31 protein-coding genes are annotated in these 24,822 nt (G+C 69.1%); 21 read left to right on the forward strand and 10 right to left on the reverse strand.

The features are described from left to right. Nucleotides 1-3: 3 nt before the first annotated feature. Genes AC07ZS_RS11725 through flgJ form a run of 7 tightly spaced genes read left to right on the forward strand, consistent with a single transcriptional unit; the run spans nucleotide 4 to nucleotide 4,601 of the window. Nucleotides 4-456: a flagellar basal body-associated FliL family protein gene (locus AC07ZS_RS11725; protein WP_494798777.1), complete on the forward strand. Its 453-nt coding sequence runs from the start codon at nucleotides 4-6 to the stop codon at nucleotides 454-456. Between the two features lie 8 nt (nucleotides 457-464). After that, the gene (fliA, locus tag AC07ZS_RS11730; protein ID WP_494798778.1) at nucleotides 465-1,178 is read left to right on the forward strand and encodes an RNA polymerase sigma factor FliA; all 714 of its coding nucleotides are present in this window, start codon (nucleotides 465-467) and stop codon (nucleotides 1,176-1,178) included. A gap of 22 nt (nucleotides 1,179-1,200) precedes the next feature. Then, complete coding sequence (gene motA, locus AC07ZS_RS11735) at nucleotides 1,201-2,121, forward strand: flagellar motor stator protein MotA (RefSeq protein WP_494798779.1); 921 nt, start codon at nucleotides 1,201-1,203, stop codon at nucleotides 2,119-2,121. Further along, the gene (locus AC07ZS_RS11740) at nucleotides 2,108-3,130 is read left to right on the forward strand and encodes a flagellar motor protein MotB (protein WP_494798780.1); all 1,023 of its coding nucleotides are present in this window, start codon (nucleotides 2,108-2,110) and stop codon (nucleotides 3,128-3,130) included. The genes motA and AC07ZS_RS11740 overlap by 14 nt, the downstream gene beginning before the upstream one ends. A gap of 52 nt (nucleotides 3,131-3,182) precedes the next feature. Continuing rightward, nucleotides 3,183-3,467 carry a flagellar biosynthesis anti-sigma factor FlgM gene (flgM, locus tag AC07ZS_RS11745; protein WP_494798781.1) on the forward strand — a complete coding sequence of 95 codons (285 nt, stop codon included), beginning with the start codon at nucleotides 3,183-3,185 and terminating at the stop codon, nucleotides 3,465-3,467. After that, nucleotides 3,464-3,889 (forward strand): flagellar export chaperone FlgN, encoded by a 426-nt coding sequence (gene flgN, locus AC07ZS_RS11750; RefSeq protein WP_494798782.1) that lies wholly within the window; start codon nucleotides 3,464-3,466, stop codon nucleotides 3,887-3,889. The genes flgM and flgN overlap by 4 nt, the downstream gene beginning before the upstream one ends. Then, nucleotides 3,876-4,601 (forward strand): flagellar assembly peptidoglycan hydrolase FlgJ, encoded by a 726-nt coding sequence (gene flgJ / locus AC07ZS_RS11755; RefSeq protein ID WP_494798783.1) that lies wholly within the window; start codon nucleotides 3,876-3,878, stop codon nucleotides 4,599-4,601. Before flgN ends, flgJ begins: the two co-directional genes overlap by 14 nt. Nucleotides 4,602-4,611: 10 nt before the next feature. Here the strand turns inward: flgJ and flgA are convergent, their stop codons facing one another. Beyond that, nucleotides 4,612-5,304, reverse strand: a complete 693-nt coding sequence (gene flgA, locus AC07ZS_RS11760; RefSeq protein WP_494798784.1) for a flagellar basal body P-ring formation chaperone FlgA — start codon at nucleotides 5,302-5,304, stop codon at nucleotides 4,612-4,614. Here flgA and flgB point away from each other — a divergent pair. The 12 genes from flgB to AC07ZS_RS11820 are packed head-to-tail and all read left to right on the forward strand — an operon-like array spanning nucleotide 5,303 to nucleotide 15,123. After that, a complete protein-coding gene (gene flgB / locus AC07ZS_RS11765; RefSeq protein ID WP_494798785.1) occupies nucleotides 5,303-5,665 on the forward strand; it encodes a flagellar basal body rod protein FlgB in 363 nt (120 codons plus the stop codon). The two genes, flgA and flgB, sit on opposite strands and share 2 nt — an antisense overlap. A 2-nt stretch (nucleotides 5,666-5,667) precedes the next feature. Continuing rightward, on the forward strand, nucleotides 5,668-6,087 hold the full coding sequence (flgC, locus tag AC07ZS_RS11770) for a flagellar basal body rod protein FlgC (protein WP_494798786.1): 420 nt from the start codon (nucleotides 5,668-5,670) through the stop codon (nucleotides 6,085-6,087). Nucleotides 6,088-6,089: 2 nt separating this feature from the next. Next, nucleotides 6,090-6,758 carry a flagellar hook capping FlgD N-terminal domain-containing protein gene (locus AC07ZS_RS11775; protein ID WP_494798787.1) on the forward strand — a complete coding sequence of 223 codons (669 nt, stop codon included), beginning with the start codon at nucleotides 6,090-6,092 and terminating at the stop codon, nucleotides 6,756-6,758. Between the two features lie 13 nt (nucleotides 6,759-6,771). Beyond that, nucleotides 6,772-7,965: a flagellar hook-basal body complex protein gene (locus AC07ZS_RS11780; protein WP_494798788.1), complete on the forward strand. Its 1,194-nt coding sequence runs from the start codon at nucleotides 6,772-6,774 to the stop codon at nucleotides 7,963-7,965. Between the two features lie 10 nt (nucleotides 7,966-7,975). Continuing rightward, on the forward strand, nucleotides 7,976-8,704 hold the full coding sequence (locus AC07ZS_RS11785) for a flagellar basal body rod protein FlgF (protein ID WP_494798789.1): 729 nt from the start codon (nucleotides 7,976-7,978) through the stop codon (nucleotides 8,702-8,704). Between the two features lie 40 nt (nucleotides 8,705-8,744). Then, nucleotides 8,745-9,533, forward strand: coding sequence for a flagellar basal-body rod protein FlgG (flgG, locus tag AC07ZS_RS11790; protein ID WP_494798790.1), 789 nt, complete (start codon nucleotides 8,745-8,747; stop codon nucleotides 9,531-9,533). Beyond that, entirely contained in the window at nucleotides 9,533-10,192 is a 660-nt protein-coding gene (gene flgH, locus AC07ZS_RS11795; RefSeq protein WP_494798791.1) for a flagellar basal body L-ring protein FlgH, read from the forward strand. The genes flgG and flgH overlap by 1 nt, the downstream gene beginning before the upstream one ends. A gap of 10 nt (nucleotides 10,193-10,202) precedes the next feature. Then, entirely contained in the window at nucleotides 10,203-11,333 is a 1,131-nt protein-coding gene (locus AC07ZS_RS11800) for a flagellar basal body P-ring protein FlgI (RefSeq protein WP_382157201.1), read from the forward strand. Between the two features lie 13 nt (nucleotides 11,334-11,346). Continuing rightward, nucleotides 11,347-11,727: a rod-binding protein gene (locus AC07ZS_RS11805; RefSeq protein ID WP_494798792.1), complete on the forward strand. Its 381-nt coding sequence runs from the start codon at nucleotides 11,347-11,349 to the stop codon at nucleotides 11,725-11,727. Nucleotides 11,728-11,730: 3 nt separating this feature from the next. After that, the gene (flgK, locus tag AC07ZS_RS11810) at nucleotides 11,731-13,107 is read left to right on the forward strand and encodes a flagellar hook-associated protein FlgK (protein ID WP_494798793.1); all 1,377 of its coding nucleotides are present in this window, start codon (nucleotides 11,731-11,733) and stop codon (nucleotides 13,105-13,107) included. A 13-nt stretch (nucleotides 13,108-13,120) separates the two neighbouring features. Continuing rightward, nucleotides 13,121-14,032 (forward strand): flagellar hook-associated protein FlgL, encoded by a 912-nt coding sequence (gene flgL, locus AC07ZS_RS11815; RefSeq protein ID WP_494798794.1) that lies wholly within the window; start codon nucleotides 13,121-13,123, stop codon nucleotides 14,030-14,032. 14 nt (nucleotides 14,033-14,046) lie between these two features. After that, the gene (locus AC07ZS_RS11820; protein WP_494798795.1) at nucleotides 14,047-15,123 is read left to right on the forward strand and encodes a hypothetical protein; all 1,077 of its coding nucleotides are present in this window, start codon (nucleotides 14,047-14,049) and stop codon (nucleotides 15,121-15,123) included. Here the strand turns inward: AC07ZS_RS11820 and AC07ZS_RS11825 are convergent. Then, entirely contained in the window at nucleotides 15,104-15,952 is an 849-nt protein-coding gene (locus tag AC07ZS_RS11825; protein ID WP_494798796.1) for a class I SAM-dependent methyltransferase, read from the reverse strand. The genes AC07ZS_RS11820 and AC07ZS_RS11825 overlap by 20 nt on opposite strands. A gap of 194 nt (nucleotides 15,953-16,146) precedes the next feature. On the opposite strand from AC07ZS_RS11825, the gene AC07ZS_RS11830 reads away from it, so the two are divergent. Together AC07ZS_RS11830 and AC07ZS_RS11835 are read left to right on the forward strand one after the other, a co-directional pair. Beyond that, nucleotides 16,147-17,031 (forward strand): flagellin N-terminal helical domain-containing protein, encoded by an 885-nt coding sequence (locus AC07ZS_RS11830; protein WP_494798797.1) that lies wholly within the window; start codon nucleotides 16,147-16,149, stop codon nucleotides 17,029-17,031. 101 nt (nucleotides 17,032-17,132) lie between these two features. After that, a complete protein-coding gene (locus tag AC07ZS_RS11835; RefSeq protein WP_494798798.1) occupies nucleotides 17,133-18,104 on the forward strand; it encodes a hypothetical protein in 972 nt (323 codons plus the stop codon). Between the two features lie 7 nt (nucleotides 18,105-18,111). Here the strand turns inward: AC07ZS_RS11835 and AC07ZS_RS11840 are convergent, their stop codons facing one another. Genes AC07ZS_RS11840 through fliE form a run of 8 tightly spaced genes read right to left on the reverse strand, consistent with a single transcriptional unit; the run spans nucleotide 18,112 to nucleotide 24,767 of the window. Beyond that, nucleotides 18,112-20,199 (reverse strand): flagellar biosynthesis protein FlhA, encoded by a 2,088-nt coding sequence (locus AC07ZS_RS11840; RefSeq protein ID WP_494798799.1) that lies wholly within the window; start codon nucleotides 20,197-20,199, stop codon nucleotides 18,112-18,114. A gap of 13 nt (nucleotides 20,200-20,212) precedes the next feature. Further along, the gene (locus AC07ZS_RS11845) at nucleotides 20,213-21,337 is read right to left on the reverse strand and encodes an EscU/YscU/HrcU family type III secretion system export apparatus switch protein (protein ID WP_494798800.1); all 1,125 of its coding nucleotides are present in this window, start codon (nucleotides 21,335-21,337) and stop codon (nucleotides 20,213-20,215) included. A gap of 3 nt (nucleotides 21,338-21,340) precedes the next feature. Further along, nucleotides 21,341-22,114 (reverse strand): flagellar biosynthetic protein FliR, encoded by a 774-nt coding sequence (fliR, locus tag AC07ZS_RS11850; protein WP_494798801.1) that lies wholly within the window; start codon nucleotides 22,112-22,114, stop codon nucleotides 21,341-21,343. Between the two features lie 10 nt (nucleotides 22,115-22,124). Further along, a complete protein-coding gene (gene fliQ / locus AC07ZS_RS11855) occupies nucleotides 22,125-22,394 on the reverse strand; it encodes a flagellar biosynthesis protein FliQ (protein WP_494798802.1) in 270 nt (89 codons plus the stop codon). Beyond that, on the reverse strand, nucleotides 22,391-23,182 hold the full coding sequence (fliP, locus tag AC07ZS_RS11860; protein WP_494798806.1) for a flagellar type III secretion system pore protein FliP: 792 nt from the start codon (nucleotides 23,180-23,182) through the stop codon (nucleotides 22,391-22,393). Before fliP ends, fliQ begins: the two co-directional genes overlap by 4 nt. Further along, a complete protein-coding gene (locus AC07ZS_RS11865) occupies nucleotides 23,182-23,562 on the reverse strand; it encodes a FliM/FliN family flagellar motor switch protein (RefSeq protein WP_494798803.1) in 381 nt (126 codons plus the stop codon). The genes fliP and AC07ZS_RS11865 overlap by 1 nt, the downstream gene beginning before the upstream one ends. A gap of 6 nt (nucleotides 23,563-23,568) precedes the next feature. After that, a complete protein-coding gene (locus tag AC07ZS_RS11870) occupies nucleotides 23,569-24,450 on the reverse strand; it encodes a FliM/FliN family flagellar motor switch protein (RefSeq protein ID WP_494798804.1) in 882 nt (293 codons plus the stop codon). A gap of 5 nt (nucleotides 24,451-24,455) precedes the next feature. After that, nucleotides 24,456-24,767: a flagellar hook-basal body complex protein FliE gene (gene fliE, locus AC07ZS_RS11875; protein WP_494798805.1), complete on the reverse strand. Its 312-nt coding sequence runs from the start codon at nucleotides 24,765-24,767 to the stop codon at nucleotides 24,456-24,458. Between the last annotated feature and the right edge of the window lie 55 nt (nucleotides 24,768-24,822).

The raw sequence follows: 24,822 nt of genomic DNA on the forward strand, positions 1-24,822 counted from the left end.
CGCATGAAAAAAATCAAACTGATCTCCCTCCTCGTCGGGGTCGCGCTGATCACCGCCGCCGGCGGCGGCGCCGCTGCCTACTGGTTGCTGCGCCCGGCCAAGCCGGCCGTGGCGGGCGCGCCGGCGCCCGACAAGCGCGAGTACCGCTATGTCACGCTGGACAAGGTCATCGTGATGCTGCGCGGGCGCGAAGGCGGCCCGCTGACCAACTACCTCGCGGTGGACCTGGTGTTCAAGACCCCCGTGAGCGACGAAGCCCAGACCAAGCAGCAACTGCCCAAGCTGCGCTCGATCGCGGTGCGCTCGCTCTCCGAGTTCACGCTCGAACAGGCCGGCATGCTCACCATTCCCGCGCTCTCCGACCATGTGCAGAAGGCCTACGTCGAGAGCTTCAAGGCCGAGGCGCGGCCGATGCCGTTCGGCGAAGTGATGATCGGCAAGCTCATCATCGAGTGAGCGACGGCATGTACGGCGGTTACACCGAAATGGCCAGCGTGGCCGCGGCCGAGCTCGGCGCGGCGGACGAGCAGCGGCACCTGCTGGCGTTCACGCCGCTGGTGCGGCGCACCGTGCGCCAGCTCAGCTCGCAGGTCGGTGGCGCGATGGACCGCGACGACATGATGCAGATCGGCCTCATGGGTCTGCTCGAAGCCCTGCGCCGCTACGGCGAGCCCGACGAGCGCTTCCCGGCGTTCGCCGGCTTGCGGGTGCGCGGCGCCATCCTGGACGAGCTGCGCCGGCAGGACTGGCGGCCCCGCTCGGTCCGCCAGGAGAGCTTTCGCCTCAAGGCGGAGGTGCGCGCACTCACCAAGCGCCTGGGGCGCGAGCCGACCGAAGCCGAGGTGCTGGCCGAGCTCGACATCAGCCCCGAGGCCTACCTGGCCTACCAGCAGGACAGCAACGCCGAAACCCTGGCCAGCTTCGACGACCTGTTCGACACGCTGTCCAACGAGGCCTCTTCGCAGCGCTCGCCGGAGGCGGAATTGGTGCTCAAACGAAGCCTACAGCAGGCTTTGGGCACGTTGAGCGAGCGTGAACAGCGCGTCATTCAGCTCTACTACGAATACGAACTGAGCCTCAAGGAGATCGCGGCGGTGCTGGGCCTGACCGAAGCCCGCATCTGCCAGATCAACAAGGCCGCCCTGCAGAAGATGAAAACCGTCCTGCAGACCGACTGACCGAATCTTCAAAGCCACAGCCATGCAACTCTTCGTCGGCGCCCTCGTCATTCTTCTCACCGTCTTCGGCGGCTTTCTGCTGGGCGGCGGGGACCTGGCGGTGGTCTGGGAGCCGGTGGAGCTGCTGATCATCGGCGGCGCCGGCCTGGGCGCGATCATCGTCGGCAACCCCCGGCACGTGCTCAGCGAGATGGGCATCCAGCTGCGCAAGCTGGTCGGCTCGCGCAAGGAAGGCGAGGAGTTCCAGCGCCAGCTGCTGCTGCTGATGTACGAGCTGCTGCAGACCGCGGCCGGCGGCATCAAGGCCCTGGACGCCCACGTGGAGGAGCCGCACAAGAGCGCGATCTTCCTGAAGTACCCGCTGGTGCTGGACGAACCCAAGCTGCTGCACTTCATCGTCGACAACTTCCGCCTGATGGCCATCGGCAAGATCAACGCCCACGAGCTGGAGGGCGTGCTGGAGCAGGAGCTCGAGGCCATCCACGAGGAGCTGAACCAGCCGGCCAAGTCGCTGCACAAGATTGGCGAGGCCATGCCGGGTTTCGGCATCCTGGCCGCCGTGCTGGGCATCGTGATGGCGATGAACTCGGTGGCCGCCGGCGCCTCCGCGGGTGAGATCGCCGCCAAGGTGGCGGCGGCCATGGTCGGCACCTTCATCGGCATTTTCATGTGCTACGCGGTGCTCGACCCGATCAGCAACATGATGAAGCAGCTGGTGAAAGAAGAGATGTCCCACATGGAGGCCGTGAAGGTGGTGCTGGTCACCCACGTGTCTGGCAAGGTCGCGCTGCTGGCCATCGACGCCGGGCGCCGCCTGGTGCAGCTGAACATCAAGCCCAGCTTCTCCAAGCTGGAGTCCTGGATCAATGCGCTGGAGGGCCGCGAAGAGGAGCCCAAGCAAGAGTTCAACCGCCGAGCGGGGGATCGCCGTGTCCAAGCCTGACCACGAGACCATCGTCAAGCGCGCCTCGCGGCGCCACGACGATGAGGCGCACGGCGGGGCCTGGAAGGTGGCCTTCGCCGATTTCGTGCTGGCGCTCATGTGCCTCTTCATGGTGCTGTGGGTGCTCGCGGCACGCGACAAGGAGGAGCTCAGCGGTCTGATGACCGCCAGCGGCGGGCACGTGGTCAACGAAGGGCGCGGCCCGCGCGTCGAAACCGTGGGCGGACCGCGCGGCAGCCTGATCGAGCGCTTCCCCATGCCGGCCAGAGGGTCGGGCGGCGGCCCGATGGCGGGCGAGCAGGTGGGCGAGGTGCAGCCGCGCGAACCCGGCCAGCGCGTGCGCTACGAGTCGCCCGCGCAGCTCCAGGACCTGGCCGAACTGCTCAAGCTGATGAGCGAGGAAGCGGGTCTGCGGGCCAACCTGCAGACCATCGTCACGCCCTACGGGCTGCGCATCATGCTGCACGACACCGACCGCGAAGGCATGTTCCAGCTCGGCAGCGCGACGCCGGGCACCAAATTCAAGGACATGCTGCGGCGCATGGGCCCGCTGTTCGCGAAGATCGAGAACAGCATGCTCATCGTCGGCCACACCGACGCCAAACCCTTTGCCGGCGCGGGCCCCCACACCGCGTCCAACTGGACCCTCTCCAGCGACCGTGCCGCCGCCGCCCGCGCCCATTTGATGGACGGCGGCATGCCCGCTCGCAATGTGCTGCAGGTGGTGGGCATGGCCGATCGCGCGCCCTTCGAGGCCGCGGATGCCCACGCCAGCGTGAACCGGCGCATCGAGCTGCTCGTGCTCACCGAAGGCCAGAGCGGGGCCATCGCCGCGATGTTCGGCGCCCCCACGGAAGAACACCCGCTGGTGCCCGGTGTGCAGACCGAGATGCCCAGCATGGACGTGCTCGCCGCGCTGCGGGCGACCCTGCTCAAGGCCAGCCAGGGCATCCCCGGCCTGCAGCCCGTGCTGGGCCGCCCCGCCGACCCATCCCCCGTCACCCCATGAACGCCCTCCAGGCCGCAGGCGAATGCAAACCCGACGAACGCGAGGAGATCGCATGAGAATTTCCGGCAACCCAGGCGCAGAGTCCATCGCCGCAGCGCGGGCCGTCGACGCGCCGCGCACCGAGGCCGCCAGCGCCGGCGCCCCGTCGGCGGCGACCACACCCGCCGCCCTGGCCTCCGGCGTCATGCAGCCCGCCATGGACGCGCTGCGCGGCCTGTCCGATGTGGACACCGCCCGCGTCGCCGAGATCCGCGAAGCGCTGGCGCGCGGCGAGATCCGGTTCGACGCCGGCAAGCTCGCCAACCTCATCACGCGCTACCACGGGAGCCGGCCGTGAGCGTGCGCCGCGAGTGCGTGAGTTTTCTGGAGCTGGTGCGCGAGGACCAGGCGGACTTCCAGGCCATGCGCGATCTGCTGCAGGCGCAGTTCGACGCCGCGCTGCACCACGACCCGGTGCGCGTGGCCGCGGCCTGCGAATCCATCTCGGCGCTGACCGACCGCATCACCCGGCGCGGCCATGAGCGGCTCGCGCTGGCACGGCAGATCAGCGGCACCCAGGGCGATGCGGCCTACGAGATGGTGCAGGCCGCGCTGCCCAAGGGCGTGCGCGCGACGGTGGCGCAGTGGTACACCGACCTGCAGGCCATGGTGGCCGAGTGCCAGCGGCTCAACGCCCGCAACTGCGACCTGCTGATGAGCCAGTACGAAATCATGCAGCGCGTGCTCAACGACGAGGTGCACACCTATGCGCCTGCCTGACGCGCGCTTCGCCACCGGCGCCGCCACCCTGGGGGTGGAGGGCATGGCGCCGCTGCCGCGCGCGGGCGCGGGCGGCTTCAGCGCGCTCATGCGCTCGGTGGACGGCGAGGTGCGCCGCTTCATCGCCCAGGGCTCGGGCGCCGGCCTGCCCGGCGGGCTCACGCCCGAGGCCGCGTCGCTGCGCCTTCGCATGGCATCGTCGGCGGCGGCCGAGGCGCCTGCCGCTGCCGGCACCGGTGTGCCTGAAGCCGAACGCGCCGCCTTTCTCAACCGCATCGCCCCCTGGGCCGAAGACGCCGGCCGCGCGCTGGGCGTGGCGCCCGAGCTCGTGGCGGCACACGCGGCGCTCGAATCGGGCTGGGGCCGGCAACCCTTGCGCGCGGCCGACGGCAGCGACACCCACAACCTGTTCGGCATCAAGGCCACCGGCAGCTGGAAGGGCGGCACCGCCGACGCGCTCACGACCGAGTTCAGCGACGGCGAGGCCCACAAGACCACCGAGCGTTTCCGCCGCTACGCCGATCCGGGCGAGGCCTTCCAGGACTACGCGCGCCTGCTGCGCGACAACCCGCGCTACCGCCACGCGATCAACGCCGGCCAGGACGCGCGGGCCTTCGCCCAGGGCCTGGCGGCGGGCGGCTACGCCACCGACCCGGCCTACGCCGGCAAGCTCGAGCAGGTGGCGCGCCAGATCCAGGGGGCCGGTCGATGACGCGCGGGCTTTACTCGACCGGCTCGACCACGCCTTCGTCGACGACGCGCGCGCTCAGGGTCTTGCCCGAGGCGGTGTTGCGCACCCGCACGAGCTCACCGAGCGAGCCGGCCTGCAGGCTCTCGCCCGCGTTCTCGACCGACACGCCGCCGTGGCGCGCGACGATGCGCACGGCCGAACCGCGCTTGACCAGCACGGCCTTGTTCAGCAGGCGCGCCTGCAGCACCTGGCCTTCGCGCAGCGCGCGCCGGCTCGACTGCCCCACCGCGTTCTCCGCGAGGCCGACGGCGTCGGCCATCTGCGTCACATCGCGCCGTTCGGGCCGCACATCGTCCGCCGAGAGCGCCTTGCCAGCGGCGATCGGCCCCGCGCTGACCAGCACCTCGGCCTCGAGCGCCACGCGCGCCACGAACTCGTGCGTCCAGCCCGGGTTGTCCGGGCAGCTCACCTTGAGCGGCAGGCGGGTCGGGTGGCGCGCGTCGCCCAGGTCCACCGCGACCGGGCTGGCGCACGTCAGATTCGCGGGCGCGCGGCCGCCGAGCTTCACGCTCACTTCGGGGGCTTTCCAGCCCAGGGTCTCGGCGTGGTCGAGCCAGTGCGCGCGCACCGCCTGCTCGACCTGCGGCAGCACCGGTGCCGCCACCGCGAGGGCGGGCAGGGCGCTCCAACAGACAAGCAACTTCAAACAGAAAGGACTGCGCATGGGTATCGATATCGGGCAAGTGGTCGCGGTACACGCCGACGCACTGCAATTGCGGGCGGAGCGGACCAAGGTGCTGGCCTCCAACCTCGCCAACGTGAACACGCCGGGCTACCAGGCCCGCGACATCGACTTCGCCGCCAGCCTGGAACGGGTGATGAGCGAAGGCGGGGAGGGGCTTGAAACGGGGGATGGCGGCGAGCTGATGTACCGCGTGCCGCACCACCCTTCGGCGGATGGTAACACCGTGGAATTGGGCGTCGAGCAGGCGGCCTTCGCGCAGAACGCGGTCGGTTTTCAGACCAGCCTGACCTTCGTCCAGATGAAATTCAAGGGCCTCGCGCAGGCCATCGCGGGGCAGTAAGCATGTCGTTCGAAAGCATCAGCCGGATCGCAGGCTCGGCCATGTCGGCCCAGACCGTGCGCCTCAACACCATCGCCAGCAACCTGGCCAACGCGCAAGCCGCCTCGGGCGTCGAGGGCGACACCTACCGCGCGCGCAAGCCGGTGTTCGCCACCATTTACGACAACGACGGCAGCGGCGCCACACCCGGCGCCAGCGTGCAGGTGCTCGACGTGATCCAGAGCGACGAGCCGCTGCGCCGCATGCACCAGCCCGACCACCCGCTGGCCAACGAGAACGGCGACATCTATTTGCCCAACGTGAACCCCGTGGCCGAGATGACCGACATGATGTCGGCCTCGCGCGCCTTTGAAACCAGCGTCGAGGTGCTGTCCCGCACCCGCCAGATGCAGATGGCCGTGCTGCGGCTGGGAGAGTCCTGATCATGGAAGCCATCACCGATCTCACGAACAAGACGGCGCAGACCGCCGCCGAAACGCCGGTGGTCGCGAACGCGGACGCCGGCACCAAGGACATGTTCCTCAAGCTGCTGGTGGCGCAGGTGCGCAACCAGAACCCGCTGGAGCCCAGCGATCCGGCCGAGTTCGTCAACCAGCTCACGCAGCTGAGCCAGACCGAGGCGATGCAGAACGTGGTGACGCAGACCCGCAACAGCGCCTCCATGCTGGAGAGCCTGCAGGTGCTCTCGCTGGGGGCCCAGGTGGGCAACCAGGTGTCCGTGGTCACCGACTCGGTGATCCTGGGCACGGAGAAGGTGTCGGGCAGTTTCGAGCTCGGCGCCGCGAATTCCAACCTCGCGGTGGTGCTCACCGCGCCAGATGGGCAGAAACACCGCGTAGAGCTGGGTGCCCAGAGCGCCGGCACCGTGTATTTTTCAGTGGACCCTCAGGCGCTGGGCCTGCCGGGTGGCACCTACGACATCGCCGTCGACGGCGGCGAGGGCGTGTCCCCGGATGTGGAGATCCAGAGCGAGCTCACCAGCGTGAAGCTCTCGCCCACCGGCGGCGTGCTGCTGCAGGTGGCCCACCTGGGGGACGTGCCTTCCCATGCCATCACCGGATTTTTCGGCCGCCCGAAGACCACCCACAGTTGATTAAGGACATTCCATGAGCTTCAACATTGCCCTCGGCGGCGTCAACGCCATCAACACCCAGCTGGAAGCGATCAGCAACAACATCGCCAACGCCGGCACCTACGGCTTCAAGTCCAGCCGCGCCAACTTCGCCTCGATGTACGCCGACGGCCAGCCCATCGGCGTGGAAGTGGGCTCGATGTCGCAGACCATCGGCACCAGCGGCGGCGCGCTCAACACCGGTCGCAGCATGGACGCGGCGATCCAGGGCAAGGGCTTCTTCGTCACCAAGGACACCAACGGCGAGACCCTGTTCACCCGCGTGGGCATCTTCGGCGCGGACAAGGACGGCTACGTCACCGACAGCTTCGGCCGCCGCGTGCAGGGCTACGCCGCCATCCCGGGCAGCACCGCGCTCGGCGCCCTGGGCGACATGCAGATCGAGAAGGGCCAGCTGCCGGCCCAGGCCAGCAGCACGCTCGACTACGTGGGCAACCTCTCGGCCGACTGGCCCAACCCGGCCGTGGCACCGTTCTCCGCGGCCGACCCGCAGTCGTACAACGGCTCCATGGTCTCGGTGGTCTACGACTCGCAAGGCACCAAGCACACCGTGACGCAGTACTTCGTGCGGACCAACCCGAACGAAATCACCGTGCACTACACCTTCGACGGCGCGGCCCTGCCCGCCGGCTCGCAGACCGTGCTGCAGTTCAGCACCGCCGGCCAGCTGCTGACCCCGGCCGCACCGGTGACCAAGAACCTGCCGGTGCCGGCCACGGTTGCGCCGATCGCGCTGGCCGTGAACTACAACGGCACGACCCAGTTCGCGGGCCAGGCCACCACCACCGTCAACGCCAGCAACGGCTACGCCTCGGGCTCCTTCGTGGGTGTGGCGCTCGACAAGGACGGCTCGGTGCTGGCCCAGTACAGCAACGGCCTGAAGCAGCGCGTGGGCACCATCGCCCTGGCCAACTTCCCCAACGAAGACGGCCTGGTGCCGGTGAGCGACACCAGCTGGGCCGTGTCCAACGCCAGCGGCGATCCCCTGTACGACGTGCCCGGCGCGGGCCAGGCCGGCACGATCAGCCCGGGCTCGCTGGAGCAGTCCAACGTGGACCTCACCGGTGAGCTGGTCGGCCTGATGACCGCGCAGCGCAACTACCAGGCCAACACCAAGGTGTTCTCGACGCAGCAGGCCATGACCCAGGCCCTGATGCAGGCCGTCTGAGTCTCGCGCCATGGATGCCCTGATCTACACGGCCATGAGCGGTGCGGAGCGCACGCTGCGCGAGCAGCAGGTGCGCGCCAACAACCTGGCCAACGCCGACACGCCCGGCTTCCGGGCCGATGTGGCTTTCAGCACCGCGATGGCGACCCCGGGCTACGGCTACGACGACCGCCACATGAGCCAGCTCAACGCCGACGGCGTGAGCGCGCGCCACGGCGTGCTCAAGTCCACCGGCCGCGACCTGGACGTGGCGATCACCGGCGAGGGCTACTACGCCGTGCAATACCGCGGCGCGCAGGAAGCCTACACCCGCTCGGGCCAGTTCACCGTCGATGCCGACGGCACGCTGACGGTGAACGGTCGCCCGGTCGTCGGCGACGGCGGCCCCATCGTGTTGCCGGCGTTCACGCGCGTGGACATCGCGGGGGACGGCACGGTCTCGATCCAGCCGCCGGGCCAGGAAGACCTGCAGCCGGTGGACCGCATCAAGACCGTGCGCCCGCTGGGCGGCGAAGTCACGAAGAACGAAGCCGGCCTGATCGTGGCCCGCGACGGCCAGCCCCTGCCGGCCGACGACACCGTGACGATGCGCTCGGGCCACCTGGAGGGCAGCAACGTGTCGGCCGTCGAGGAGATGGTGGCCACCATGACCCTGAGCCGCGATTTCGAGGTGCAGATGAAGCTGTTCGGCTCGGCCGAACGCCTGTCCGAAGCGGGCAACCGACTGGTGCGCGGCTGAGCCGGCCGCACCTTCCGTTCAATCAACCAGGAAACACACCATGAATCCCGCCATGTGGGTCAGCAAGACCGGCGTGCAGGCGCAGGACGCCAAGCTGCAGGCCATCGCCAACAACCTCGCCAACGTCAACACCGTGGGCTTCAAGCGCGACCGCGTGATGTTCGAGGATCTGTTCTACCAGGTCGAGCGCCAGCCCGGCACCGCCCGCGACGAGAACACCAACACCCCCACCGGCGTGCAGCTGGGCAACGGCACGCGCGTGGTCGGCACGCAGAAGGTCTTCACCACCGGCAGCCTGCAGACCACCGGCCAGCAGCTGGACGTGGCCATCGTCGGCCAGGGTTTCCTGCAGGTGGAGCTGGCCAACGGCGACACCGCCTACACGCGCGCCGGCCAGTTGCAGACCAGCCCGGAAGGCCGGCTCGTGACCGCGCAGGGCTACCCCATCGTGCCGGACATCACCGTGCCCGCCAACGCGCTGTCCATCGCCATCGGTGAAAACGGCGTGGTCAGCGCCAAGATCGCGGGTGAGACCGAACTGACCGAACTCGGCCAGATCACGCTCGCGGGCTTCGTGAACCCCGCCGGCCTGGTGGCGCTGGGCGACAACCTGTTCCAGGAAACCGCCGCCAGCGGCGTGCCCAACGAGGGCGTGCCCGGCGAAGAGGCGTTCGGCAAGCTCAAGCAGGGCGCGCTGGAAGGCTCCAACGTGCAGGTGGTCGAGGAAATGGTGGAGATGATCTCGGCCCAGCGCACCTACGAGATGAACACCAAGGTGCTGTCCGCCGCCGACGGCATGCTGCAGAACCTGGCCCAGGCGGTGCGCTGATGCGTGCGCTGGCCGTGCTCAGCCTGGCGGCGGCCACCGTGCTCGGTGGCTGTGCCATCGTGCCACCCGTGGCGCCGCCGCTGGCCGACGCGCCCCTGCCGCCGGTGCAGCCGCCGGTGCGCAAGGGCCAGTCGGGCGGGCTGTTCAACCCGAGTTCCGCCTGGGTGCTCACCAACGACAGCCGCGCCTTCCGCTCCGGCGATGTGCTCACGGTCATCCTGGCTGAGACCACGCAGGCCAGCAAACGCTCGGGCACCAGCCTGGACAAGCGCAGCAGCATGAGCGCGCAACCCCTGAGCATCGCCGGCAAGGTGCTTGACACCAGCATCGGCCTCTCGGCCGACCGCGAGTTCTCGGGCGGCTCCAGCAGCACGCAGCAGAACGCGCTGGAAGGCGCGATCACCGTGGTGGTTCACGAGGTCATGGCCAACGGCCTGCTGCGCGTCTCGGGCGAGAAAAGCCTGTGGCTCAACCAGGGCGAAGAGTTCATCCGCCTGAGCGGCTTCGTGCGCTCCGAGGACATCGACGCCACCAACCGCGTGTCGTCCCAGCGCATCGCGAACGCGCGCATCGCCTATTCCGGCACCGGCACCCTGGCCGATGCCAACAGCCCGGGCTGGCTCACCCGCTTCTTCACCAGCCCCTGGATGCCTTTCTGAGATGCCCGCCATGAACCTCGCCCCGATCCGCGCCGCCCTGGCCCTGGGCGCCGCCCTGCTGGCTTTCGCTTTGCCGGTGCAGGCACAGACGCCAGGTGCGCCGGCCCGGCCGCTGCACAGCCTGGTCGACGTTGAAGGCATGCGCGAGAACCAGCTGATCGGCTACGGCCTGGTGGTGGGCCTGCAAGGGTCCGGCGACAGCAGCCAGATCCGCTTCTCGGGCCAGACGGTCGAGAACATGCTCAAGCAGTTCGGGGTCAAGCTGCCCGAGCGCAGCAACACCAAGGCGCGCAACGTGGCCACGGTGATGGTCAGCGCGGTCTTCCCACCGGGTTACCGCAAGGGCCAGAGCATCGACGTGACCGTGTCCTCGATGGGCGATGCCAAGAGCCTGCGCGGCGGCGTGCTGCTGCTCTCGCCCCTGCGCGGCGCCGACGGCGAGGTCTACGCGCTGGCCCAGGGCAATGTGGTGGTGGGCGGCCTCTCGGCGCAGGGCGCCAGCGGGTCCAGCGTCACCGTGAACACCCCGACCGCCGGCCGCGTGCCCAACGGCGCCACGGTCGAGCGCGAGATCGAGAGCGATTTCGACACCCGCGAGACCGTCACGCTGAGTCTGAAGCGCCCGCACTTCCAGACCGCCACCAACATCGTCGAGGCCATCAACCGCAAGTTCGGCACGCTCGCCACCACGCGCAACGCCACCAGCGTGGACGTGGTCGCGCCCGCGAACCCGACCCAGCGCGTGGCCTTCGTGGCCATGCTGCAGGCGCTGCCGGTGGCGGTGGGCACGGAAACGCCGAAGGTGGTCTTCAACTCGCGCACCGGCACCGTGGTGATCGCCGACGGCGTGCGCGTGCGGCCGGCGGCGGTGTCGCACGGCTCGCTCAAGGTGGTGATCGGCGAGCAACCGCTGGTGAGCCAGCCCGCGCCCTTCGGCCGTGGAGAGACCAAGGTGGTGCCGCAGTCCAGCGTGGCGGTGGAGCAGGGCAGCGGCCGCATGTTCAGCTGGCCGCCGGGCACCAGCCTCAAGGGCATCATCGACACCATCAACAGCACCGGCGCTTCGCCCGACGACATCATGGCCATCCTGCAGGCGCTGGACCAGGCCGGTGCCATCGACGGCGAGCTCGTCGTCATCTGAAGGACGCCCGCCCATGCAAGCCATCGGACCTTCGACCCCCGGCACTGCCGCGACCTCCGACATCGACCCGGTGCTGCGCGCCAAGGCGGTCGATGCCGCGGAAAAATTCGAGGCCTTTTTCATCGCGCAGAACCTCAAGGCCATGCGCCGCTCCACGCAGGCCCTGGCGAGCGAGGACAGCCCGTTCAACAACAAGATCAACCAGGACATGCTGGACATGGCCGACAACCAGGTGGCCGACTCCCTGGCCCGCCAGCGCGCCTTCGGCATCGCCGACGTGATCCTGCGCCAGCTGCTGCCTGCGCCCGCCGTGCTTAAGCAAACGCCCGCGGCGGTCGCTTTCCACGAGAAGACCCCGACCGTGCGCGGGGCCGCCACCCCGCTGGAACCCTGACCCATGACCATCCACTACACCGCGCTCTCCGGCGCCCTGGCCGCGCAGACCGCGCTGGCCGCCGCCAGCCACAACATCGCCAACGTGATGACCCCGGGCTTCACCCGCCAGGGCGCGCTGTTCGCGGCGGTCGGTCCGTTCAAGGGCGGCGTGGCCGCCACCGGCGGCGGGGTTTCGGTGCCCGCGCTGCTGCGCTTCAGCGACGGCTACAAGAACATGCAGATGTGGCAGTCGAATTCCGAGCTGGGCCGCTACAACACCTCGCAGCCCTACATGCGGCAGCTGGAGCAGGTGATGGGCGACGACGGCTCCAGCCTCAACAGCGGCCTCGACGTGTTCTTCAACGCCCTCAACGCCGCCAGCGTGGACCCCACGTCCGCGCCGCTGCGCCAGCAGGTGATCACCTCGGCTGAGGCGCTGGCGCAGCGCTTCGGCAACCTGAACCAGGTGCTGAACAACCAGCGTGCTTCGGTCGCGCAGCAACGCACCGCCACGGTGGCGCAGGTGAATTCGCTGAGCGCGGAGATCGCCGACCTCAACGAGAAGATCGCGGCCACGCGCGCCACCGGCATCAACCCCTCCAGCCTGATGGACGCGCGCGACCTCAAGATCGACGCGCTGTCCAACCTGGTGGGCCTGCAGGTGGTCGAGCAGGCCGACGGCAGCGCCAGCGTGTCCCTGCGCAGCGGCGTGCCGCTGGTCGCCGGTTCGCTGGCCGCCACGCTCTCCACCGTCAACAACCCGGACGGCTCCCAGACCCTGAAGCTGGCTTTCGCCAGCGAGTCCTTCACCGTCACCAACGGCAACCTCGGCGGCCAGCTCGGCGGGCTGGACGAGTTCGAGCGCACGGTGCTCAAGCCGGTGATCGACGACGTGGCCGCGCTGGCCGAAGAAATCGCCACCCGGGTGAACACCCAGATGGCCGTCGGCTTCGCCATGGATGGCACGCCGGGCACGGACCTGTTCCAGTTCGACGCCGCCTCCACCGGCCTGCTCAAGGTGGTCGACGGCCTGCTGGGTGAAAACCTGGCGTTCTCCTCGGACCCGACCAAGCCGGGCAACAGCGACAACCTGCAGGCCCTCATCGGCCTGCGCGACCAGCCGTTGACCATGCCCTCGCTGGGCACGGTGCGCCTGGGCGATGTCTACACCCAGATCGTCGGGCGCCTGGGCACCCAGAACCAGCAGGCGCGCGCGGCGCACGACACCGCCAAGACGGTGCGCAACCAGGCCGAGGAAAGCTGGAAGTCCACCAGCGGCGTGAACACGGACGAAGAGGCGATCAACATCGTGCAGTACCAGCAGATGTACCAGGCCAACATGAAGGTGCTGGCGGTCTCCAACGAATTGTTCGACACCACGCTGGCCATGTTCGGCTGAAGGAGACCAAGAGATGCGCATCGCCAGCACCCAGTACCACACCACCATGAACACCTCGCTGCAGATGGCGTCGTTCAAGGTCGAGCAACTCATGCAGCAGATGGCCACCGGCGAGCGCCTGCTGGTGCCCTCGGACGACCCCATCGCCAGCGTGCGGCTGGGCCGCCTGGCGCGCGAGCAGGCCGCGCTGGACCAGTACCGCGACAACATCGGCGCCCTGGGCGGGCGGCTGCGGCACAGCGAGGTGCTGCTCGACAGCATGAGCAACGACATGCTGCAGATGCGCGACCTGCAGATCTGGGCCGCCGACGGCACCAACACCTCGGAAGACGTGCGGGCCATGGCCACGCAGCTCATCTCGCTGCGCGACAGCATCTTCGCCACCGCCAACACGCGCGACCAGGAAGGCCGCTTCCTGTTCTCGGGCACGGCCTCGAACACGGCCACCATCACGCTCGACCCGGCCGCCGCACCCGGCGCGCGCTACAGCTTCACCGGCAACACCGACCTGCAGCAGGTGGTGGTGGGCAACGGCGTTACCCAGGCGGCGAACGTGCCGCTGGACGAGATGGCCGCCTTCCTGAACCAGCTCGACCTCACCATCCAGGACTTCCAGACGCCGGGCGTCACCGTCAACGACCCCGCCGTGCGCGCCCGCCTCAAGGCCACCACGGACCTGCTCGACACCACCTTCAACAGCGTGAACTCGCGCATCGCCCGCATCGGCGGCGCGCTCACCACGCTGGACTCGCAGGACAACTCGCTGGCCAATGTGAGCCTGTCCAACGACCACGCGGTGCTTGCGCTCGGCAAGCTCGACTACGCCGAAGCCGCGGTGCACCTCACCGGCTACACCACCGCGCTGCAGGCCACCCAGAAAGCCTACGCCAAGGTGTCGGCGCTCTCGCTGTTCAACGTGCTCTGACGGGGCGTCCGCGCATGCAGGTCAACACGCTCCCGGCCCTTCGATCCAGCGCAACGCCCGAGCGCTCGGCCGGCGCCGCGCTCACCGCCGGGCGCTCCGCGGCAGGCGCGGCGGCCCCGGTCGCGCCGGTGCCCGCCGCGACCAGCGCCCACCCCTTGCGCGGCCCGGCGGGCGCGTCGGTCCAAGCGGCCTCCGCCTTCAGTCCCTGGGACGGTGAGCGGCACGGGCAGGTGGCTGCGGCCCAGCTGTCGAAGGCCTACCTCGGGCGCCTGTCTGCCGATCTGCACACGCTCAAGTCGGGCTACAGCGACCAGCTCGCCGACCCCGCCACGGCCCACCAGCGCGAGCCCGAGCTCGCGTCGGCGCGGCAAGGCCTGAAGACCCTCTGGCGCCAGCGCGCCGCGGCCACCGGCGCCGCCATCGACGCGCAGCTGCAGTACCAGGGCCATGGCGCGGCGCGCCAGATCTTTCGCATCCGGGGCATCGATGCCGCCGCGCTGTCGCAGGGCGCGCGCGAGGTGCTCAGCATCGGCCTGCCGTCCAACCTGGCCGGCCCGCTGACCGTCACCATCGACCCCGAGCAGGGCGCGCACAGCAACGTGCGCCGGCTCGACCACGCGTTGGCCACGGCCGAGGTGCGCGTGCACACCGATGCGCAGGGCGAGCCGCTGTTCAGCGCATCGGAAGCCACCTGGGACAAGGTGCAGGACCGCATCACCATCAAGGGAGAAGGGCATCGGTTTGCCGACGGCGTGGCCCAGCGCGTGCGCACCCAGACCGAGGCGCCGGCCTTGCCTTCGGCGCTGTACGAGCAGGCGCCGGCAGAGGCCCACGAAATCCGCACCGCATTGCAGCGCGTGATCCATGCGCTGGACCGCGTGGGCTTCACGCAGGCCCAGGTGGCCGGCACGCTGGCATTGGCCTCGGCCGAAGCCAGTGCCGCGTCGGCGGAGATCCCGATCGAAGTGGTGGAGCGATCGGCCCAGGCTTTCCTGGCGCGCACGCAGTCGATGCGTTTCGAGACCTATGCCGACGTGGCGCCGGCCCTGGCGGGCGTGAACCGCGCACGGGTCATGGCGCTGCTGGGCTGACGCGGGTCGGCGCGCCGGCGCTCGTCGCCACCACCACGTGGGCCTGGATCTTGCCGGCCACCGGGCCGTCGCCATGGCGGCTGGCGATGGCCTCGGTCGCGCGGTCCGTGGCGAACTGCAGCAGACCGGCATCGCGCGCCTCGATTTCGTTGCGCAGCGGCGTCCCCTGGCAGTAGGCGGTGGCGGCGTCGCGCGCCGAGGCGGCGTGGCTCACTTCTTCGCGCGTTTCGATCCGGATGTCGGTGAACCCCGCCTGGACCAGCTCGTCGCGGATCCGGGTGACGTCGTGGTAGCCGTGCGGGATGAGGGCGGGGAAGCGCGGCGGGTCGTCCGGGAACACGGTGGCGACGGCGTTGGTGACCTCGTCGGCAAAGGCGTTGTTCTCGATGCGGTCCCAGACACTGAAGACCCAGTGCCCACCGGGCCTGAGCACGCGGCGGGCCTCGGCGTAGCCGGCGACCCGATCGGGGAAGAACATCACGCCGAACTGGCAGCAGACGACGTCGAACGAGCCTGCGGTGAACGGCAGGTGGAGCGCGTCCGCCTGTTGCCATTCGATGCGGGCATCGGCGCCTTGCCGCGCGGCGGCGTGGTCGAGCATGGGCTGGTTGAGGTCGGTCACCACGTAGCGCGCCTGGGCACCGAGCCTGGGCGCCAGCGCCCGGGTGACCACGCCGGTGCCGGCGGCGGTTTCCAGCACCGTCCCCGGAGAGAAGGCCGCCACCCGTTCCGCCATGTGCTCCGCGTAGGCCGCGAAGATCATGGGGACCATCAGGCTGTCGTAGAACTTCGGGATCGAGCCCGCGAAGACGGTGTGGGTATCGGCCATGAGACCTCCCATGGAAAGCTGGATGGTGCGCTTTGGCCGCAGCCCCGTCAACGCCGCCCAGCCAGCTTTCCTGGTGCAGGCGGGTCGATTCAAAAAATTTCTGCTGCCGCATTTAAGGACCCGCTCCAGCAAGTCGCTCTGTATCGGTGAGGTCGTCGATACCCGGCGTCCCAACCGATCAAGGAGTACCCACCATGTTGAGCCTGCACACCAACTACGCTTCGCTGAGCACCCAGAACGCCCTCGGCGCCACGCAGAAGACCCTGACGACCTCCATGTCCCGCCTGGGCACGGGCTTCCGCATCAACTCCGCGATGGACGATGCCGCCGGCCTGCAGATCGCCACCCGCATGGACGCCCAGTCGCGCGGCATGGCCGTGGCGATGCGCAACACGCAGAACGGCATCTCGATGATGCAGACCGCCGAAGGTGCGTTCAAGGAAATGACGAACATCGTCACCCGCATGAAGGACCTGGCCACGGAAGCCGCCAACGGTTCCGCCACCCAGGAAGACCGCGACGCCCTGCAGGCCGAATTCGACCAGCTCGGTGAAGAGCTCGGCAACATCATGACGAACAGTTCGTTCGCCGGTGAAGCCCTGTTCAACAAGGATGGCACGGCCGGCAAGCTCGGCGCCGGCGCCGTGACCTTCCAGATCGGCGCGACGACCGCCGAAACGATGGAGGTGGACGTGACCGATGCCCTGGCCGACCTGGGCACCGACCTCGACGCCGTGGTGGCTTCGTACACCGCTGGCGTGACCGCTGGCACCCCCGGCAGCGAAATCGCTGCGGCCGCCGACGCCAACACCGCCATCGACGATCTGGCCGACGTGCTGGACGCCATCGGTGCCGTGCGCGCCCAGCTGGGTGCTTCGTCCAACCGCCTGGAAAGCGTCTACAACAACCTGGGCAACCAGCGCACCCAGACCGACGCCTCCAAGGGCCGCATCATGGACGTGGACTACGCCGCTGAAACGGCCAACATGACCAAGAACCAGATGCTGCTGCAGGCCAGCACCTCGATGCTCAAGCAATCGTCGAGCATGTCCCAGCTGGTCATGTCGCTCATGCAGTAATCCGGCGACTTCGGCCGCCTTCCACGGCGGCCCGAGACGACAAAGCCAGCCGGGTCACCGGCTGGCTTTTTTTCATTCCGAAGGGGTGAACGGAGACCTCCATGAACATCGATCGCGTCACCGCCGCGAGCCTCGCACCGCAGCAGCGCCAGCCCGCCCGGGACGGCGCGCCGCGGCCGGCCGTGGGCGAGCACATCGCGCTGCGCTACGAGGGGCGCGACGAGCATGGCGTGACGCTGCGGCGCGATCGCGGCACCCACCTGCGCCTGCCCGCGCCCGGTGCCTGGGCGCAGGGCCTGTCGGTGGGCGACATGGTGTGGATGCGCGTGCTGGCGACCGAGCCTTCGCTCGAACTGGAGTTCGTCGCGCCCCGGCCCGGCACGCCGGGTGCGGCCGTGTCGCCCGACGAGCTGCCGGCGATGCGCCTGGACCAGGCGGCCTTGCGGATCCACCAGTGGAAGCTGCCATCCCCGGTCGAGCTGGCCGCCGCCTGGCGCGTGATCCTCACCTCGCGCCACATGGACCTGGGCCTGCAGGGCCTGGCGCTGCTGGAGCGCCAGCCGCTCGCGCTGCCCGGCCCTCACACGAACACCGCCGCACCGGCGCCTCAGGAGCAGGCCGAACCCGGCCAATGGAGCTTTCACCTCTACGCCTGGGGCGGCATGAACGTGGCGCTGCGCGTGGCCGCCCGCTCGCTGTGGGAGCGCCGCCGCCCGCCACGGGCGCCCGACGAGGCGCAGGGCATCGAGGTGGCCCTGTCCCTGCCGCAGGGCGGTGGCCCCATCACCGTGCAGCTGCTGTGCGTGCGCGGCGGCCTGGCCATGGCGCTGATGCCGCGCCAGCCGCAGGTGTTGCCGCTGCTGCGCGAGCTCATGCCCGAGCTGGCCGCGGCCCTGGGCCGCCTGGGCGCGCCGCTGGTGAAGGTGCAACTGGGCACGCCGCTGGCCCCCCTGCCGGCGGGGGGCCTGGGCTACCGGCCGGGCCCCTCATCGGCGCTGCTGCTGCAGGCCGTGGCCGAGGTGGTGAGCGGCGTGACCCGGCACTGGCCGGTGCCGCCGGACGCGAGCGACTGAGGGCCGCTCAGCCGAGCGAGCCGACGATGGCCACTTCCCGCTGCTCGGGCACCTCGTTGTAGGACAGCACGTGCAGGCCGGGCGCGAACAGCCGGGCGTAGCGCGCCAGCAGGGGCCGCACCTGCGGCATCACCAGCAGCAGCGGCGTGGCCGCCATCTGTTTCATCTGCTCGCGCGCGATCGGCATGTGGGACTGCAGCTGGTTGAGCAGGTTGGGGTCGATGGGGAAGTTGTCCAGCGCCACCTTGCCGGCGCTGCGCGCCTGGTTGAGCGCGCCGAGCAGCAGGTTTTCCAGCTCACCGCCCATGTTGAAGGCCTTGATCTCGCCGGTCTGGCCGCACAGGGCGCCGACGATCTGGCGGCGCAGCGTGCAGCGCACCTCGGCGGCCAGCAGCAGAGGGTCCTTGGTCTGCTCCACGTTCTCCAGCAGGGTCGTGGCCACGGGCACGATGTCCTTGAGCGACACGTTCTCGGCCAGCAGGGTGCGAAACACCTTGAGCAGCATGCTGTGGGTGAAAGCCTTGTCCAGCGCCGCCGACAGCTTGGGGGCGAGCGCGCCCAGGCGCTCCATCAGCGCTTGGACGTCGTCGTGCTGGAACAGCTCGCCGAGGTTCTCGCGCATCAGCTTGGTCACGTGCGTGGCGATCACGGTGGGCACGTCCACCACCTGGTAGCCCATGCCCAGGGCGTGCGCTTTCTGCGCCGGCTCGATCCAGATCACCGGCATGCGGAACGAGGGGTCGGCGCCCGGGATGCCGTCGATGTCGCCGTACACCTGGGGTCCCGGAATGGCCATGAGCCGGTCGGCGAACACCTCGGCCTGCGCCAGCACCGTGCCGTGCATGAGCACCGAGTAGAAGTTGGGCTTGAGGCCGAGGTCGTCGCGCGCGCCGATGGGCGGCAGCACCACGCCCATGCCCTCGCTGAGGGTCTGGCGCACGCCCTTGAGCCGTTTGGCAAGCACCGCCCCTTGCCCGGGGTCGATCAGGCCCACCAGCCGGTAGCCCACCGACACCGACAGCGGCTCCACCACCGGCAGGCTTTTCCAGTCGATCTCGGGCTGGCTTTCGGTCAGCAGGGCCGCCTGCACCTGGACGGCCGGGTCCGGCGGGGCCTCCACCACGCGCGATCCCATGCGCCATGCCACGTAGCCGAGCACGCCGGCGAAGGCAAAGAAGATCAAGGTGGGCATGCCCGGGATGGCGCCCAGCAGGGCCATCAGGCCGGCCGCCCCGTACAGCACGCCCGGCGAAGCCAGCAGCTGGCCGGTGATCTGCTTCTCGATGTCGCCCGACTCGCTGGCGCGGGTGACGATGATGGCCGCGGCGGCGGAGAGCAGCAGCGCCGGGATCTGCGCGACCAGGCCGTCGCCGATGGTCAGCAGCGCGTACAGCTTGAACGACTCGCCCAGCGAGAGGTCGTGCATGAAGCTGCCGATGAGCACGCCGCCGATGAGGTTGATCAGCAGGATCAGGATGCCGGCGATGGCGTCGCCCTTGACGAACTTGGAGGCGCCGTCCATGGCGCCGTAGAAGTCGGCTTCGCCGGCCACTTCCTTGCGGCGCGTCTGGGCCCCTTCCTGGTTGATGAGGCCGGCGTTGAGGTCGGCGTCGATCGCCATCTGCTTGCCGGGCAGGGCGTCGAGCGTGAAGCGCGCCGACACCTCCGAGATGCGCTCGGCGCCCTTGGTGACCACCAGGAAGTTGATGATCATCAGGATCACGAACACCACCAGGCCGACCACGAAGTTGCCGCCGATCACCACGTGGCCGAAGGCCTCGACCACCTGGCCTGCGGCGTCCGTGCCTTCGTGGCCGTTGAGCAGCACCACCCGCGTCGAGGCCACGTTGAGCATCAGGCGCAGCAGCGTGGCGCCCAGGATGACGGTGGGGAAGATGGAGAAGTCCAGCGGCCGGCGGCTGTTGACCGCCACCAGGATCACGATCAGCGAGAGGACGATGTTGAAGGTGAACAGCACGTCCAGCAGCAGCGGCGGCAGCGGCAGGATCACCATCGTCAGCATGGCCAGCAGGAAGAGCGGCGCGGCGTAGCGCATGCGCTGCAGGTCGGACCAGAGTGACTTGAGGACGTTCATGGCGGGCTTGGTGTCAGGTCAGGTGGGCGGGAACGTGGAGGTCGGCGGGCAGCGCGGGCTGCGCCTTGCGGCCGCCCTCGCGGTAGGCGCGCAGCTGCAGGACGTAGCGCAGCACGAGCGCCACCGCCTGGTACAGCGCGGCGGGGATCTGCTGCTTGACCTGGCTGGTGTTGTAGATGGCGCGCGCCAGCGGCGGCAGCTCCAGCACCTCCACTTGGTGTTCGGTGGCCAGGGCACGGATGTAGAGCGCGAGCTCGTCCACGCCCTTGGCAATGACGTAGGGCGCTTCGGCTTTCTGCGTGTCGTACTTGAGGGCCACCGCGTAGTGCGTGGGGTTGACGATCACCACGTCGGCGGTGGGCACGATCTTGCGCACGCTGCGCTTGGCGATCTGCTGCTGCAGCTGGCGGATGCGCTGGCGCACCTCGGGCCGGCCTTCGCTGGTCTTGTGCTCTTCCTTCAGGTCGCGCTTGCTCATGCGCTGTTCGCGCAGGAAGACGAAGCGCTGCAGCGGCAGGTCGATCAGCGCGAACACCACGAACACGGTGCACAGGGTGAAGATGCCGGTGATCGCCAGGCCCATGGCCTGCGCCAGCGCCTCGTTCAGCGGCAGGCCCTGCAGCCGCAGGAAGGCCGGGCGCGTGGAGCTCGCGGTGTGCCAGAGCACGGCGCCCAGGCAGATCGCCTTGGCGGCGGTGGTGGCCCAGTCGATCAGGTGCTTGGGCTTGGTGAGTCGGCTGAAGTAGCTCAGCGGGTTCAGGCGCTCCAGCTTGGGCATGAACAGGTCGGTGCTGAGCACCCAGCCGCCGGGGAACAGCGTGAACGCGATGACGATGATCGGGATCAGGGCCAGCGGCAGCACCATCTTGCCCACCAGCAGGATCGCCGGCTTGAAGGCGTTGGACCACAGGTTGTCCAGCGCGGCCTCGCCATCGAGCACCACGAAGCCCAGGCCGAACAGGTGCCGGAAGTCCTCGAGGTACGAGGGCGCCAGGATGACGATGAGCTGCAGGCTGCAGACCAGGCCCACGGCGGTGGCCACGTCCTTGGAGCGGGCGACCTGGCCCTTTTCGCGCGCCTTGCGCAGTTTCTGCGCGCTGGCGTCTTCGGTCTTTTCGCCGGTGTCCTGCTCGGCCATGGGCTACCTCGCCGCCATCATCTGCTCGAGCATGCCCAGCACGCGCGTGGTGAGGCGCACGTACTGCTCGGGGATGTAGCGCACCAGGCCGGAGAGCATGAACAGGCCGAACACGATGATCAGCGAGAAGCCCAGCGAGAACAGGTTGAACGCAGGGGCGATGCGGTTGAGAAAACCGAAGCCGATCTGCACCACCAGCGCCGAGAAGATCACGGGCAGGGCCAGCAGCAGGGCGGCGGAGAAGATCCAGGCCACCTGCAGCGGCAGCGTCTCCAGCGCCACCTGCGGGATGCCGCCGCCCACCGGCCAGGATTTGAAGCTCGACCCCATCACGCCGTTGAAGACCAGGTGGCCTTCGACGGCGAAGAACACCAGGATGCTCATGATGTAGAGCAGGGTGGAGACCACGTCGGAGGACACGCCGCTCATGGGGTCGTTCATGACCGCCATGGACAGGCCCATCTGCGACGAGGCCATGAAGCCGAGCAGGGTGAAGACCGCCATGATGAGCTGGAACGACAGGCCGATGACCAGGCCGATCACCACCTGCTCGATGGTGGTGAGGATGCCGAGCATCGAGAAGGGCGTGATCGGCACCGGGGGCTGCGCCACCGGCAGCAGCACCACCGCCAGCGCCAGCGCCAGCAGCACGCGCACGGTGACCGGCACCATGTTCTCGCCCACCACCGGCATGAACGAGAGCATGGCCAGCAACCGCACGAAGGGCCACCACATCGCCAGCAGCGTGGCCAGCAGTTGACCGAAGACCGGCTCCATGGGGTTCACGTCAGATCGCCAGCTGCGCGGCGCGTTCGAAGATGGCGATGCAGTAGTCCATGAGCTTGCTCGCCAGCCACTGCCCCATGAAGATGATGGCCAGCAGCGTCACGATGAGGCGGGGCAGGAAGCTCAGCGTCTGTTCGTTGATCTGCGTGGCGGCCTGGAACAGGCTCACCACCACGCCCACCAGCAGGCTGGGGCCGATGAGCAGCGACACCAGCACCACCACCAGCTTGAGGCACTCGGCGACCAGTTCGACGGCGATCTCGGGCGTCATATCGCGCGCACGCTCGTCACCAGCGTGTTGACCGTCAGCGTCCAGCCGTCCACCAGCACGAACAGCAGCAGCTTGAGCGGCAGGGAGATCACGAGCGGGGACAGCATCATCATGCCCATGGCCATCAGCACCGACGAGACCACCAGGTCGATGACCAGGAAGGGGATGAACAGCATGCAGCCGATCATGAAGGCGGTCTTGAGCTCGCTGAGCACGAAGGCCGCGAGCTTGACGGTGAAGGGGTGCAAGGCCGGGTCGCTGACGGCCGGTGCGCCGGCCAGCGTGGCGATCTGTTCGAGCGCGGGCTTGCTGGTCTGTGCGAGCATGAAGCGCGAGAGCGGTGCTTCGGCGTTGTTCAGCGCCTGGGCCAGGGTGATCTTGCCCTCGTCGTAGGGTTGCAGGGCGTCGGTCCAGATGCGCTCGCCCACGGGTCGCATGACCAGCAGGGTCAGGATGAGCGCGATGCCGGTGATGATGCGGTTGGGCAGGCCCTGCTGCAGGCCCAGCGCCTGGCGCAGCAGGGAGAGCACGATGACGAAGCGGGTGAAGCTGGTCATCATGAGCATCATGGCCGGGAGCAAGCCCAGCAGCGTCATGATGATCAGGATCTGCGTGCGAACCGTGTAGTCGGTGGTGCCGCCGCTGGTGTTGCTGCTGAAGATCTGCAGCCCTTGACCCCCTGCCGGCGCGGGCGACTGCGCCAGCGCATCGGCCGGTGCCAGCCCCGCCAGCAAGGCCAGGGTGACGGCGCCCGCGAGCAGGGCGCCGGGTCGAAAGGCGCGCGACATCATGCCGCCAGGCTGTCCAGGTTCAGGTCGGAGATCTCGACCACTTTCAGACCGTAGTTTTCGCCCGAGATCACCACGATGGCCTTGCCGATGGACACGCCGTTGACCTTGATGGTCAGCGGCTCGCCGGCCAGCGCATCGAGTTCGACCACGCTGTCCGTGGTGAGGTGCGCCAGGTCTTCCAGGGACACCCGGGTCGAGCCCAGTTCCAGGGTGAGCGTGACGGGGATCTTGCGCATGAGGCCGCCCAGGCCCAGCCGGGGCGCGGGGGGCGCCTCGAACGCGACTGGTGCTGCAGTGGCGGGCTCGTCCATGGCGGAGAGCAGCTCGTCGAGGTCGCCCGTGGCGTCGGGTTGGAGGGTCGCGGAGAGGTTTTCCATGGCGGTTCAGACTTCTTGGAGGGAGGTGAGACAGAGCTTGCCGCCGTGCTCGACCACGCTGGCCTTGAACACCGGGCTGTCCTGGATGCGGACGGTGGCGAGACCGAGGTCGACCGGCAGCACGCTGCCGGGGCGCAGCGCCATCACCTCGCCCAGGGACAGCGGTTTTTCCAGCAGCCGCACGTCGAGCAGCATCGGCAGCTGCCGGCGCAGGGCGGCCGGATCGACCGGTTTTTTTGCGGGTTTGCGCCGGGGCGGTGCCAGGGCGCGCAGCAGCGCGTCCAGGGCGCCGTCTTCCAGCATCCAGTTCAGGCGCCCCATCGGGCGGCCCTGTGCGTCGAGCAGATCGCAGCCCAGGAACAGGGCCTGCGCGTCGGCGGGGCTGCCGAAGCCGTGGCGCTCGGTGTCGAGCACGGGGGCGGCGGCCTGGGCGGTGCGCTCCTGCAGCCCGCTGAGCAGGCGCGCGGACAGGCATTGCACGAGCTGTTTGCCCACCTGCGCGGCCAGCCGCTGCTCGGTGGCGGTTTCCGAGCGTTGCAGGGTTTCCTGCTCCAGCTGGCTCCAGTTGTTCATGCCCAGGCGGCGCGCCAGCAGCGCGAGGGTGGCCTGGCGGTCGATGGCGAAGCCCAGCCGGCCGGCGGCGGCGTTGAACAGGAACCAGCGCAGCGGCCGGTGCGGGTGGACCCGGCGCGAATGCTCGATGCGGCCGAGCTGAAAGCCCGGGCCGGTGCGGGTGGCGAACAGGCTTTCCACGGCGGCCGTCAGGTCGGCGTGCAGGATCTCGCAGAAGCGGTCCAGCACGTGCACGGGCCGCCCCAGCTCGAAGGTGTCGATCACCGTCATGAGGGCGCCCCGGGCGGGCGCGATGATCTTCGTGGTCGCCGGCATGCGGATCAGATGGGCAGCTTGATGAGGTCGTCCAGGCCCGACACCACCTTGTTGCGCACCTGCATCATCATCTGGAAGTTGAGCGAGGCCTCCTGGCTCTTGAGCATCGCGCCCACGAGGTTGTCGCTCTGGCCCGTCTCCACGGCGCTCACCATCGCCTGGGCCTCGTGGCCCTTGTCGTCCACCGCACGGATCAGGCCGCCGATGTGCTCGGTGAAGGAGCGGTCGGCCTGGTTTGCGCCGAGCGGCATCGCCGCGGCGATCTGCGACTCGCCCGCCTTGATCTGTGCGAGGCTGCTCTGGATGTTCAAAAGCATGGAACTGTTCATGGGCGCGGGGCGGTGGGCTTGGGGTGAAGAAAGTATCGAGGGG

It is taken from the genome of Hydrogenophaga sp. GW456-12-10-14-TSB4 (assembly GCF_059424305.1).